Source organism: Vagococcus teuberi (assembly GCF_001870205.1).
Lineage (GTDB): Bacteria > Bacillota > Bacilli > Lactobacillales > Vagococcaceae > Vagococcus > Vagococcus teuberi.
In genome coordinates, this window is sequence record NZ_CP017267.1 from 359,361 (window position 1) to 372,650 (window position 13,290).

Annotated in this window: 11 protein-coding genes; all 11 read left to right on the forward strand. The window is 32.5% G+C overall.

Going from position 1 to position 13,290, the window contains the following annotated elements:
• The first annotated feature begins 101 nt into the window (after positions 1–101).
• The 11 genes from BHY08_RS01710 to BHY08_RS01760 all read left to right on the forward strand — a co-directional run bounded on the left by BHY08_RS01710 (position 102) and on the right by BHY08_RS01760 (position 13,274).
• Positions 102–1,376 (forward strand): PASTA domain-containing protein, encoded by a 1,275-nt coding sequence (locus BHY08_RS01710; RefSeq protein WP_071456220.1) that lies wholly within the window; start codon positions 102–104, stop codon positions 1,374–1,376.
• 53 nt (positions 1,377–1,429) lie between these two features.
• Positions 1,430–3,622, forward strand: coding sequence for a transglycosylase domain-containing protein (locus BHY08_RS01715; RefSeq protein WP_071456221.1), 2,193 nt, complete (start codon positions 1,430–1,432; stop codon positions 3,620–3,622).
• Between the two features lie 176 nt (positions 3,623–3,798).
• Positions 3,799–5,376: an aspartate 4-decarboxylase gene (aspD, locus tag BHY08_RS01720; protein ID WP_071456222.1), complete on the forward strand. Its 1,578-nt coding sequence runs from the start codon at positions 3,799–3,801 to the stop codon at positions 5,374–5,376.
• Positions 5,377–5,381: 5 nt separating this feature from the next.
• Positions 5,382–6,113, forward strand: coding sequence for a GntR family transcriptional regulator, LSA1692 subfamily (locus tag BHY08_RS01725; RefSeq protein WP_071456223.1), 732 nt, complete (start codon positions 5,382–5,384; stop codon positions 6,111–6,113).
• A gap of 11 nt (positions 6,114–6,124) precedes the next feature.
• Positions 6,125–7,426 (forward strand): Sapep family Mn(2+)-dependent dipeptidase, encoded by a 1,302-nt coding sequence (locus tag BHY08_RS01730; protein ID WP_071456224.1) that lies wholly within the window; start codon positions 6,125–6,127, stop codon positions 7,424–7,426.
• An 83-nt stretch (positions 7,427–7,509) separates the two neighbouring features.
• Positions 7,510–8,463 (forward strand): glycosylasparaginase, encoded by a 954-nt coding sequence (locus BHY08_RS01735; RefSeq protein ID WP_071456225.1) that lies wholly within the window; start codon positions 7,510–7,512, stop codon positions 8,461–8,463.
• Positions 8,464–8,484: 21 nt separating this feature from the next.
• Positions 8,485–8,817 carry a PTS sugar transporter subunit IIB gene (locus tag BHY08_RS01740; RefSeq protein WP_071456226.1) on the forward strand — a complete coding sequence of 111 codons (333 nt, stop codon included), beginning with the start codon at positions 8,485–8,487 and terminating at the stop codon, positions 8,815–8,817.
• A gap of 9 nt (positions 8,818–8,826) precedes the next feature.
• Positions 8,827–10,182, forward strand: coding sequence for a PTS cellobiose transporter subunit IIC (gene celB, locus BHY08_RS01745; protein ID WP_071456227.1), 1,356 nt, complete (start codon positions 8,827–8,829; stop codon positions 10,180–10,182).
• Positions 10,183–10,242: 60 nt separating this feature from the next.
• Complete coding sequence (locus BHY08_RS01750) at positions 10,243–10,539, forward strand: PTS sugar transporter subunit IIA (protein ID WP_071457806.1); 297 nt, start codon at positions 10,243–10,245, stop codon at positions 10,537–10,539.
• Between the two features lie 13 nt (positions 10,540–10,552).
• Positions 10,553–11,464 carry a DUF7916 family protein gene (locus BHY08_RS01755; RefSeq protein WP_071456228.1) on the forward strand — a complete coding sequence of 304 codons (912 nt, stop codon included), beginning with the start codon at positions 10,553–10,555 and terminating at the stop codon, positions 11,462–11,464.
• A 535-nt stretch (positions 11,465–11,999) separates the two neighbouring features.
• Entirely contained in the window at positions 12,000–13,274 is a 1,275-nt protein-coding gene (locus BHY08_RS01760) for an ABC transporter substrate-binding protein (RefSeq protein WP_071456229.1), read from the forward strand.
• Positions 13,275–13,290: the final 16 nt, after the last annotated feature.

Here is a 13,290-nt window from a genome sequence, read left to right on the forward strand (position 1 = left end):
ATGTCAGAACTTTTTTATTCTTTTTAGTGTATAATAAAATATAGATTTATTAAAAATCGCCTAACTATATTAATAATAAGAAACACATGAGGTTATATGAAATGAAAAAGAAAAAACGTGTGAGGTTATCAAAAACCAAAAATAAAAAATATAGAAAAATAAGTAAATCTTGGAAAATATTTTTTTATTCATTTTTTGTAATGGTCAGTTTAGTCAGTGCTTATTTATTTTTTAAAGCATATCATTATATTAACGATATTCCTGAAGCACAAAATATAACACAAGAAGAAATATATCGTCTAACTAGGATTGAAGAAACAGATACTAGGTTAATAAGATCTTTAAAAAATGATGCCTTTGAGTCTTGGTTGTATGAAGCAAATGATGAAAAGGTTAAGACATTAGCTAAAAATAAAGAGTTATTATTAGAAGTAATGGAAGGTAAAACAGACGTTTCAGATATTGATAATGCTATGTCGGAAATAAAGAGACGTATTGATATTGTAGAAGATATAGATATTGAAGAATTATATGTGTTGTACTATAAAAGCATATTACCTAAAAAATATGATGAATTAATGGTTGTTTTTCAAAATGCAACGATTGCGGATGCCGAAAAAATGAGCAAAGAGGCGCAAGATTTGCTTGACTTATTGCATAAAATATATAATCAAGAAGGCATGTTGACAGTTACAAATGAACAGAGCTTTAAAAAATCTGTTAGCTTATTGGATGACATAAATAATAATATAATTGAAGCAAATAAAATAACAGATCAAGTTTTTTCCTATGCCAGTCTCATAGAAACTATTCCTGAACCAAATACTAAGTTTGGTATGGAGCTAGGTGATTATATAGATAGAACAAATAACTATATTCAGTCGAAAAATATGGTAGAAGAGTTTAAAAAAAAGTATAGCGAACTTCAATCTGATTTAGAAACTAATGAACGATTAATTAAACGGTCAGTGAATATGCCGGATTTAGTTGGTATGACTGTTAAAGAAGCTAAAGAAGAGATAGATCAATTGGATTTAAATTTGAGTATACAAGGATATACAAATACGATGTATAAAAGTGGAGAATCAGTTCCTGAGAACATCCGCGGTACGGAGAATTGGGATAGGAATGAAAAAGATCTCATTTTAAAACAGGATCCTTCATCTCAAAATTATAAATATATCGTTAAAGGCTCTACTGTTACAATAGTGGTTGAAAATCAATCAGTTGAAAAAAGAACGCAATCTTCAGAATCAAGTAGCTCATCTACGTCTAACTCTAACTCTAACTCTAACTCTAATTCTAACTCTAACTCTTCAATAACAAGTGAGACGACTTCATCAAGCACAGAAGAAACAACAAGTTCAGATGATTAAAATTTTTTATTTTAAGAATACTAGATTGAACAAACAAGGAAAGGAGGCTATAGATGTTTTCAAAAAACAATAAAAAGAAACGCTTTAGATTTCTTAGCCGTCGTCACTTAACAGCCATAATTCTCGGTATGATTGCTATGATTGTCATACTATTTATGTCGATAGGAGCTTATACAATAAGTAAACGTTACAGTCCTTACAGCTCCTTACTTGAAATTCAAAACATTGATGAGAAGATCACACAGTCTTTCATTATTTTAGATAAAAATGATGAACCGTTAGATAAAAATAATGTCGTCGTTAAATTTGATCCCGTTAAATATCAGCCCAATTGGAATGTAGATAAATTATATAGAGACACACTTCTTGCTGTAGAGGATGCGTCTTTTTATACGAGAAAAACAAAAGGTTTCTCCATTAAAGATACAATGGGGGCAGTGGTGTCACAAGTCAGAAAAAAACTAGGTCAAAAAGTTGTTACAAGAGGTGCATCAACAATTGAGCAGCAGTTGGTTAAGATTATGGTTTTTGGAACAAACAATAAAAATACATTGTCAGATAAAGTTATTCAATTAATTGATGCTAGAAAGCTATCACAAAAATATAATCGTGATGATATTTTAAAAGCCTATCTAAATGAACTACGTCTAACACCCAATACTGTGGGAGTTAGAGCAGCTTCACTTGAGTTATTTGGTAATGATATGTCAGATATGAATACAAATGACCCTAAACAGGTAGCTCAGATTGCTTATATGGCTGGGTTAGGTCAATCACCATCAGTTTATGTTCAAGACTTTGAAAAAAGTGGTAAGCAACGGACGCTTACTGTATTAGCAATTATGAAAGAAAATGAGCTGATTGGTGATAAAATATATAAACAAACCGTTGAACTAGTCCAAAGTGAAAAGGAAGAGTTTGCATTAAAAAGATATAAACAGGAAGGGACACCGAAGGAATACCAACCTTATGTTTCAAAAGTAAAAGATGAATTGAGTAGTTTAAATTTACCGCAAAATGCCACGATTACTGTTAAAACTTATGCAGATAGTAATCAATTGAAGGAGTTACATAATATAGTAGAAGGAACTTATCCTCAGGATGATCGATTACCTAATGGGTATATTGAACATAAACAAAGTTTGACTGCTATTTCCGTTTTGGATACGAAAACAGGACATATTATTGGTCTTGCGACTAATTCAGATAATCCGATGATTCCATATACAGCAACACGATCTTCAGGCTCTACAATAAAACCACTTCTTGATTATGCTCCAGCTGTTGAGTATGCAGGATTGACACCAAATACGATTCAAAATGGAAGTTCTTTTACAGTAGGAGATTGGAAAATTAATAATTATGGCAATCAGAATTTTGGTAAAGTTAGTGCATCGTTTGCATTAGGGTTGTCGTTAAATACAGCTGCTGTTGAGGCATTTCAGATGACCAATGATCAGCAAAAAAATACTATGATGGAACCACTCGGCCTAGCATCATATAACCCAAATGGCTCAAATTACACAGCTGAGCAAGCAATTAATTACCCTACAAATGTTTTGGCACTATCTTCAGCATTTAGTGTATTTGGTAACGATGGGGTTCGAGTTGAACCAACAACTATTGAAAGTATTGAAACAGACTCTGTCAAAATTAATCTTTCTGATGCTGAAAGCAAACGAACGATGAGTTCCAGTACGGCAAAAACCGTGGTGAATATGTTAAAAGAAGCAACTGGGGTAAATGGATCAGAACCCTATGCAGGACCTAAATACACCGGCTTTAGTCAAGATACCTATGTCATGAAGTCAGGATCAAGTAATTTTGAGAGTTCTGTACCAAATAGTCAAAATAAGTCACCAGATTCACTTCTTGTGATGGCTTCGCCTGAGATTTCTATTGCTACTTGGTTAGGTAGCCCAACTTATGTTGATGCAACGTATGCACCAACGACCTTTCCACACGAAACAGCAAATCAAGGGAGAGTATACTTAATGAATAGTGCCTTTAAGGTCATGATGAGTGGCAGAGAAGCAAAATCGTTTACGTTTGGAAATGCAGTGTTTATAGGGGATAAAGAATCTAATCCACTTATGCCAAAAATCGATATTCTATCTAACAAAGATCTGGATGATGTAAATATAAAAAATAAGAAACTTGATGAAAAGGATATAGACGATTATAATTCATTGGAAGAAAAATATTTAAAGACTAAAGATATATTAGATCAAACCTACAAGGACTAGATAATTAGGGCTGTACACTAAATCGTGTTGATAGAATGAATTCTATTGATGCGATTTTTTTATGGTCTTTTGCCAAGAGTTTTTAGAAAAAAGCTATAAAAGAAAACATTTGTAAAACGTTATCAATAATAGTATATTCTATATAGTATATACTATATAGAGAAGAGGGAACAAAAATGTTAGAGGATTTGAGTTCGTTTGAGTTAAATTTATTATTGGAGAAAAAAATACAGACAGAAAGAAAATCATTAAATGCTGGTCGAGGTAATCCTAATTGGACAGCACCTATTCCAAGAGAAGCGTTCATACTACTGAGTCAATTTGCTTTAATGGAAACAACAGATATGCACCACTCTTTGATACGTGGAATGATGGAAGAGGATTTAACTAGATATAAAAGATTTCAAATGTTTTTGGAAAAAAATTCAGGTAGAGGATCATTCTTTTTACAGCAAGTTTTAACAGATGGCGTAGTTTATTTTGGTATGAATCAACATGAGTGGTTAGATAAAATGTTAGACTATACCATAGGTGATAATTATCCTAATCCGGTTCGATGCTTAGATGCGTGTGAATCTCCAATAAAAAATTATCTAAAATATGAATTATTTTCTGGATCTGATACGTCATTTGATATATTTACAGTAGAAGGAGGTACCGCAGGAATTTGTTACTTATTTGATACTTTAGTTAACAATTTTATTTTAAAGAAAGGAGATAAAATTGCTTTATTAGTCCCTAGCTTTGCCCCATATTTGGAAATACCTGAATTACCACAATATAATTTTAATGTACTAAAAATTAATGCGGAGCAATCTATTTGTGATGGAAATTTAATTTATCAATATCCAACTCATGAAATTGATAAATTAAAAGATAAAGATGTCAAAGCCGTGTTTATAGTTAATCCTAGCAATCCTACAGCTAATTCCATGAGTCAATCAACCATTCATCAAATAAAAGAGATTGTAGAAACAGATAATCCAAATTTGATGATTCTAACGGATGATGTTTATGGTACATTTGTATCAGATTTTAATTCATTATTCGTAGAATTACCGTATAATTCAGCTTGTATTTATTCGTATTCGAAATATTTTGGTGCGACAGGTTGGCGTGTGGGAACGGTTGCTGTAGCACAAGACAATATATTTGATAAATTAATTAGCGATTTACCATTAGAGCAAGAACTACAATTAAAATTAAGATATCAATCACTCAATCAAAAAGGTGACAGTATTCGTTTTATCGATCGGATGGTAGCGGATAGTCGAGATATTGCTTTAAATCACGCCGCAGGATTATCTTCTGTTCAACAAGTTATGATGACTCTATTTAGCTTATACTCTTTATTAGATACTAAAGATGATTATAAGACATCTGTAATGAATTTATGTCATGAAAGAGAAGAACGATTATTTCATTCTTTAGGTATCAAAGAAGAGGTAGAGCCTTTAAATACAGCGTATTATTTTGAGTTTAATTTTAAAGATTGGGTAGAATCAAGATATGGCCTAGATTTTTCGAGATATTTACAATCTGAATGGACAATTACCAAAGTTTTAACAAGATTAGCCGAAAAAGAAAAATTGTTGTTATTAAAAACAGATGACTTTGGTAGTGATGAATGGTCTGTTAGAATTTCATTGGCCAATTTGAAAACTGAGTCATATGAAGAAGTTGGTAAGCGAATTATACGTTTGTCAGAAGAAATAAAAAAAGAATGGGAAAAAAATAAAAAAGTAGGAGTTTGATTTTTGTGAAAGAGAAAAAAAATACGGAGACAGTATATGTTAGTGTTGCACAAGAAATAGAAAGACGGATTAAAGAAGGTATCTATGTAAGCTCTCAAAAATTGCCATCTGAGTATGATTTATCAACAGAATTTGAGTGTAGTAGATTAACAATTCGAAAAGCGATCGATTTGTTGATTAAAAAAAATATTATCGTAAAAAAACGTGGTAAAGGTAGCTATGTTATGTCACAACAAAAAATTCAAAGCGGTCGTGATGGGTTGCAGGGATTTACTGAAGCTGCAAAAGCGTATGGAAAAACGAGTGATACTAAAGTTATTTCTTTTGAAAAACTTAAACAGTTAGATGATAAAATAATGACTCAATTGGAGTTAAGCGAATCTGATACAGTGTATGAATTAGTAAGATGTAGAATCTTAGATAATGAACCGATGACGGTTGAAAAAATTTATTTAAGTGAAAAATATGTAGATGGGTTATCAAAAGAAGACTTTAATCAATCATTGTTTAAATTGATTGAATCGAAAGTAGAAATTGCCTATTCTCATCAAGAAGTAGAAGCGATTTTGGTTAATGAAGAGATGTCCGAGTTGTTAAATGTTCCAGTGGGAGATCCATTACTTTTAGTAAATTCAATAACGTTTGCTATTAATGCGACTCCGATATTATACGATATTTCATATTATAGAGCGGATAGATATACTTTCAAAAATACTTTAGTAAGAGGAAATAATTAAGGAGAAGACTGATGACAGTAAATATAAAACATTTAATAGAGAAAAATAAAGAAGAATTTTACAAAGATTTAGATAAAGTGATGCAAATTGAGAGTGTAAAGAGAGCCCCTTTGGGTAATGCCCCTTTTGGAATAGGTCCAAAACAAGCGTTGGAACAAGTGATGAAGATAGCTTCAGACTATGGCTTTAAAACAAATATTGTGAATGATGCTGTAGGCTATGCTCAATTTGGAGAAGGTGATGATCATATTGGGATAGTGGGACATCTAGATGTTGTTCCAGCAGGTGATGGATGGTCATTTCCGCCGTTTAAATTGAGTAAAAAAGATGAAAAGTTCTATGGAAGAGGAGTCTTAGATAATAAGGGACCGATTATGTCATGTTTGTTTGGATTGAAATTATTGAAAGATATGGGGATTAAGCCAATCAAACCCATTAGAATAATTTTTGGAACAGATGAGGAAAGTGGCAGTTCAGATTTGCCTTTGTATTTAGCAGAAGAAATAGCTCCTATCTTTGCATTTACACCAGATTGTAAATACCCAGTTGTTTATGGAGAAAGAGGAATTGTAAATTATACTATCTCTACGCATTTTGATGCAAGTGAACTACAAAATTTAACGATTCAGGGAGATCAGTCTAGTGTGCATGTGCCGGATGAATTAACAGCAATATTTCAAGGAGAGTCATATCACGTTTTAGGTAAACGTTCGCCATCAAATGCACCAGAATTAGGTGAAAATGCCATTACAATACTAGCTACAAAACTGTCTAGTAACAAAGAAATGTCAGATCAATTGCGCCGTTATTTTTTATGGGTCGAAGAGAGTTTTTCAAAGAAACATTATGGTGAAGGAATTGGTTTAGATTTTGAGGACGAGGATAGTGGGAAATTAATTTTGACACCCTATGAGTTGAAGGTTGAGCAAAATACAATTCAGTTGAGTATTGCTATTCGATATCCAGTTTCAACGAAAGAAGAAGAGGTAACAGAACAATTGCATAAAGTTGTGCCTAAAGAAAGTGAAATTAAAATTATTCGACAATTAAAGAGTACAAGTTTCCCAAAAGATGATACAAATGTAAAAAAATTAAGTGCAGTCTATGAAAAAATAACCGGTTTAGACGGCACTCCAGTGACAACAACTGGTGCAACATATGCACGTTTTTTCCCGAATACTGTTGCTTTTGGGCCTTCATTTCCAGGTCAAAAAGGGATAGCTCATAATAGTGATGAATATATGGACGAAAAAGATTTATTATTGAACATGGAAATATATATGGAAGCAATTTTAGCTTTAGCATGCGATTAAAAATAACGTCGCAATCAGTATAGACATTATGGTATATACTATTGTATAATGAAAGCGTTATAATATTATAAAGAGGTGATTAAATGAATTTTGGTAGTATTGCAACATGGCGAATGTCTCATGATGGTATTGAGTCTTCTTTAGAGTTACTGAAAAATGAAGGTACATCGAATGATGCAATTGAGATGATTATTAAACATGTTGAGGACTATCCTTATTACAAGTCCGTTGGTTATGGAGGCTTACCAAATATTGAAGGGATTCTAGAAATGGATGCAGCCTTTATGGATGGCGATACGTTCCAAATTGGAGCTGTAGCAGGGATTACAGATGTGTGTCATCCGATTTCTGTGGCAAGAAAATTAAGTCATGAAAAATTTAATAGCTTCTTAGTTGGTCAAGGTGCAACAAAGTACGCCATGACAAATGGATTTGAACGAAAAAATATGTTGACTGAACGGGCGAGAAAACTATGGAAAAAACGCTTAGATGATATGGCGAAACACTCGCTTAGTCCCTATGATGGTCATGATACGATTGGTGCTATCAGCTTAGATAAAAAAGGTAGCATGAGTGCTGGTACATCAAGCTCTGGACTTTTTATGAAAAAACCTGGACGGGTCGGAGATTCCCCACTATCTGGTTCAGGATTTTATGTGGACAGTGATATTGGTGGAGCTGCTGCAACAGGACTAGGTGAAGATTTAATGAAAGGAATTCTTTCATACGAAATTGTTCGTAAAATGGATGGAGGAATGACACCACAAGAAGCATGTGATGAAGCAGTGTATTCATTTCATGATAAATTAACCAAAAAATACGGAAAATGTGGAGCGATGTCTTTAGTTGCAATGAACAATAAAGGCGATTGGGGAGTTGCTACTAATGTTGAGTTTACTTTTTCGGTTGGGAATGATCAAAATAAAGCAGCTATATACATAGCAAATATGGGTGAAAACCATACAACAATTATCGAGCCAATTACGCAAGAATGGCTAGATGCATATGAAAAAAGGATTAAGGCACCAATAGACTAAATAAAGAATGGAGAATAAACAATGAGTACAAAAAAAATATATTTATTTTGTGATGCAGGGATGTCTACTAGTATTATGGTTAATAAAATGATGGAAGTAGTGAAGAAGCATAATCTACCTTTAGATATTACGGCTTATCCAGTTGCTAGAATTAAAGAAATTGTCGAAAAAGAAAGACCAATTGCAGTTCTTTTAGGACCACAAGTACGTTTTTTATTTAATAAAACAAAAGAAGAATATGAGCCACAAGGTATTCCAGTTATGGTAATTGATTCAGAGATATATGGAGCAATGGACGGAGAAAAAGCTTTAAAAGAAGCGTTAAAATTAGCAAAAAATAATAAAAAGAAGTAGGTGAGAGGGATGAAAAAGTTTCTAAATAGTTTAGAGAGAGTATTGTCACCAATGGCAAAAAAAATTGGTGAGAATAAATATTTAATTGCTATACGAGATGGTTTTTTATTATCTACTCCTGTATTAATTGTAGGGTCGTTCTTTTTATTAATTGCTAATTTTCCACTGAATCAATGGGATACATGGATGAGTACGCTACTAGGGAAAGAATGGGCAAGTCATATGATGGTCCCTGCTAGTGCTAGTTTTGATATTATGACTATTTTAGCAGTAGCGGGGATTGCGTATAGTTTAGCTAGACAGTTTGATGAGGATGCGATGCAAGCGGCAATTATTTCGTTAGTAGCATTCTTTATAGTGACGCCTTATACCACATTTTTTACTCCTGAAAACACAGAAACTGTGTATGAAGTTACTAGCTTACCACTAAAATGGATGGGTTCCAGTGGTTTATTCTTAGGAATGATTACAGCATTAGTTGCAACTAGGTTATTTGTTTGGGTCGTTAGAAAAGGTTGGAAAATTAAAATGCCAGATAGTGTACCACCAACCGTGTCTAAATCATTTGAAGCATTGATACCAAGCTTTGTGATTATTTTTGTGTTTTTTGTCATTGATTGGTTAGCAACGTTAACATCTTATGGAAGTTTACAAGATATCATTTTTAATCTATTACAAATGCCATTATTATCTTTAGGAAATACACTAGGTGCAATGATAGTTGCGTATATTTTCTTACATTTCTTTTGGTTCTTTGGAATTAATGGAAGTAGTGTAGTTGGAGCGGTTTTTAACCCAGTATTAAGAGCGTTATCAATGGAAAATTTAGAAGCTTATAAGGCACATACGGAAATTCCAAATATTATCACAGGGCAATTTCAAGATATGTTTGCGACATTTGGTGGAGCTGGATCCACATTATCTCTAGTTATTGTCATGGTTTTATTTTGTAAGAGTCAACGTATCAAAAAATTATCACAATTATCAATAGTTCCAAGTTTCTTCGGAATTAATGAGCCGATTATTTTTGGTTTACCTATTGTATTAAATCCTATTATTTTGGTTCCATTTGTGTTAGTTCCAACAATTAATATAATTATTGCTTACTTTGCGATGAGCTGGGGATTAGTTCCATTTACTAATGGAATTCAATTACCTTGGACAACACCAATAGTGTTTTCAGGTTTCTTAGTAAGTGGTTGGCAAGGAGCAGTATTACAAGTTTTACTATTGTTACTAGGCATGGTCATTTATTATCCATTTGTTAAAATGATGGATCGCCAATACCTTGAGGAAGAAAAAAATTATGCAGAAGAATTAGAAGATGACATTAACTTTGAAGATTTCGATTTTGATGCTCTGTAAATTATAAGAGAAGGATGGGATATTTTGGGAGAAACTAAAGAAGAATTATTAACAACAATTATGAGTTTGATTGTTAAATCAGGTAATGCAAAAAGTGATGCAATGGAGGCAATACAAGAAGCTAAACAGAAACATTTTGATGAGGCAAGACAAAAAATTGAATCAGCAGAAAAAAATATTGTAGATGCTCATGGAGCACAAACCGCTTTATTAACACAAGAGGCCTCAGGGAATAATGTGGAAGTAACATTATTACTTGTTCATGCACAAGATCATTTAATGACAAGCATATCATTTATTGATTTAGCAAAAGAAATAATTGACCTTTATAGTGTTTGTTACGCAGAGACTAAGTAATTGGAGGTAGATGATGGTTAAAAGACTAATAAGTGCTAATGCAAGTGATATTAAAGCATTTAGTAAAGAAGATTTAATTCAAAGTATCAAAGCAAGTGAAGGTCGAGTTATTTTAAGTGAAAATGTGGTTATAGAAGAGCCTTTGATTAAAGATATCACAACTAGTGAAATTGCAAGATCTTATGGAGCAGATATGATTTTATTGAATTGTTTTGATTTGTTGTCTCCAGAAATTAAAGGGTTGTATCATCATACAGAAAATCATCAACCGTCAGATATAATTCACGATTTAAAGAAACTGATAGGGCTACCAATCGGTGTTAATCTTGAACCTGTAGATCCTTCCGCAAAAATGTTTTCTAATAAATTAAATATTTCTTTGGGGAGACAGGCTTCTAAAGATACTTTTGAATTAGCTAATCAATTAGGCTTTGATTTTATATTGTTAACAGGAAATCCAGGGACAGGTGTAACAAATGAGTTGATTGCACAAAATATTAAACTGGCAAAAAACTATTTTAATGGTGTTATAATTGCTGGTAAAATGCATAGTGCGGGGGTAGATGAGCCTGTAGTAAGTAAGGATTCCACACAAGAGTTTATTGATGCAGGTGCGGATATTATTCTTGTTCCAGCTGTGGGAACAGTTTGGGGAATTACAGAAGAAATGGTCAAAGAAGCAGTTGATACGGCTCATAAGAATAATCGTTTAGTGATGAGTGCTATTGGTACTTCTCAAGAGAGTGCTAATCCGCAGACTATCAGAGAAATTGGTTTGAGAAATAAAATATTAGGTATTGATATCCAACATATTGGGGATGCTAATATGGGACTAGTGGGTATAAAGAATATAAAAGAGTTATCTGATACTATTCGTGGGGAGCGTCATACTGTTTCACGTTTTGCAAGATCTGTTAATAGGTGATTTCTTGTAAAAGTGATAATCAGTTGTTAATATAGGCTAAGTATTTTAATGAGCTAACTAAATTTGACGAATATTATCTGATTTTATTGAAAAAGAGCTTATTTGATAAATTGTGGTAAAAATTTCATAAGAAGGTGATAAATTTGAGATTAAACTCAGATTTATCACCTTTTTTAGTTGTTTTATTTTTATAAGGTTGTTTATCAAGAATATATTTATCTAATCTCTTATTAAAAGCTATATCAACTGATTTTGTTGGTTTTTTATTGAGGCAATAGAGTTAGTTTTCATCAAAATGTTTAGCTGATATATATTTTGAGGCCTTTTTTAATACTCAAAAATGATATTGAGTATCATTTTTTTGTTTTTATATGATAAAAATTGATATGAATACATATTCAAATGAAAATTAATCGGTATATTGTTTAATAAGTTTTTAAAAAAATAAAAAAAAATACAAGAAAACGCTTGATAATAAAAGATAAAAAAAGTATAATTTTAGATAATAAATGATAATTCAAAAGGGGATTAAGACATGAAAAAAAGAAAAGTCGTATCTTTACTAACAATGGGAGTACTGTCATTAGGTCTATTAGTAGCATGTGGTGGGAAATCAGCAGAAGACACAAAAGATGGAAAAATAGAACTTCAAATTGCCACATGGGCAAATGAAACGGAAAGTAAAGAGTTTGATAAAATTTTAGATGACTTAAATAAGAAATCACCGGATTATGAAATAAAGCAAGTTGTTATTCCACAAGATTATTATACAAAGGTACAAACAATGATAGCAGGAAATACAGCACCTGATTTAATGTGGTTAGCTCAAGAATATATTCCAGCATATGCTGAAAATGGTGCTGTAATGGATATTTCAGAACAACTAAAAGATCAAAATAAAATTGATATGAGTGACTATTATAAAGGGTCTCTTGATACCGCGATTTGGAATGATAAGACATATGGATTACCATGGATCGGTCAACCTTATGTTGTTTATTACAATAAAAATATGCTCAAAGATAATAATATTGCAGAACCGACTGAAAAATGGACGTGGGATGACTTTGGTGATATTGCTAAAAAACTAACTAAAAAAGATGAGGGTGTTTATGGATTTGCTAACACAGGTAGCTTACCATCGGCAGTATTTGCTTGGGATAATGACAGTGATTTTGTTAGTACTAAAGGCGTTCCAGAAGTTAACTCTGAAGGAACAATTAAAGGATTAGAACAATATTATCATTTAACATCAGATTCACAGATGACAATGCCATATGAAGAAGCAAATTCACTAGGTGTCGAACAAGGATTTGTTACTGGAAAAATTGGGATGATGGTCGGTGGAGCTAATGATGATGTTGAGAAGAAGGTTAAAGAAGCTGGTGATAAGTTTGAAGTTGGTATGGCTATAATGCCGGCAGGTCTTAAAGCTCAAAAAACATTTAACTGGACTGCTTCAACTCTTATTTCAAGTCAAACAAAACATAAGGATGTTGCGTTTGAGGCATTGCTTGACATAACAAACGCCATGTTTGATTGGAAAGTGCCTGCACCAGTAAAATCAAAAGCCGATAAAATCGCTGACATCAACCCAGCTAAAGCTTATGCGATGAATACTATTAAGGAATCCATGGAGATTTCAAGAGGTTTTAATAATTTACCTCAACAAAATGAGTTAGGTGGTAAACAATGGGAATTACTAGATCAACCTATCTTAAGTAATAATAATGGTAAAGGAAACTTAGATGTACCTAAAGTAGCAAATGAAACACAGAAAGCATTTGAAAAGATTTTAGGGACTAAATAGTTTCCAAAAACGAAAA

Bases quoted from the DNA above. Each gene is read 5' to 3' on its own strand.
- BHY08_RS01710 (WP_071456220.1), top strand. From the start codon at position 102: ATGAAAAAGAAAAAACGTGTGAGGTTATCAAAAACCAAAAATAAAAAA.
- BHY08_RS01715 (WP_071456221.1), top strand. From the start codon at position 1,430: ATGTTTTCAAAAAACAATAAAAAGAAACGCTTTAGATTTCTTAGCCGT.
- aspD (WP_071456222.1), top strand. From the start codon at position 3,799: ATGTTAGAGGATTTGAGTTCGTTTGAGTTAAATTTATTATTGGAGAAA.
- BHY08_RS01730 (WP_071456224.1), top strand. From the start codon at position 6,125: ATGACAGTAAATATAAAACATTTAATAGAGAAAAATAAAGAAGAATTT.
- BHY08_RS01735 (WP_071456225.1), top strand. From the start codon at position 7,510: ATGAATTTTGGTAGTATTGCAACATGGCGAATGTCTCATGATGGTATT.
- BHY08_RS01740 (WP_071456226.1), top strand. From the start codon at position 8,485: ATGAGTACAAAAAAAATATATTTATTTTGTGATGCAGGGATGTCTACT.
- celB (WP_071456227.1), top strand. From the start codon at position 8,827: ATGAAAAAGTTTCTAAATAGTTTAGAGAGAGTATTGTCACCAATGGCA.
- BHY08_RS01750 (WP_071457806.1), top strand. From the start codon at position 10,243: ATGAGTTTGATTGTTAAATCAGGTAATGCAAAAAGTGATGCAATGGAG.
- BHY08_RS01755 (WP_071456228.1), top strand. From the start codon at position 10,553: ATGGTTAAAAGACTAATAAGTGCTAATGCAAGTGATATTAAAGCATTT.
- BHY08_RS01760 (WP_071456229.1), top strand. From the start codon at position 12,000: ATGAAAAAAAGAAAAGTCGTATCTTTACTAACAATGGGAGTACTGTCA.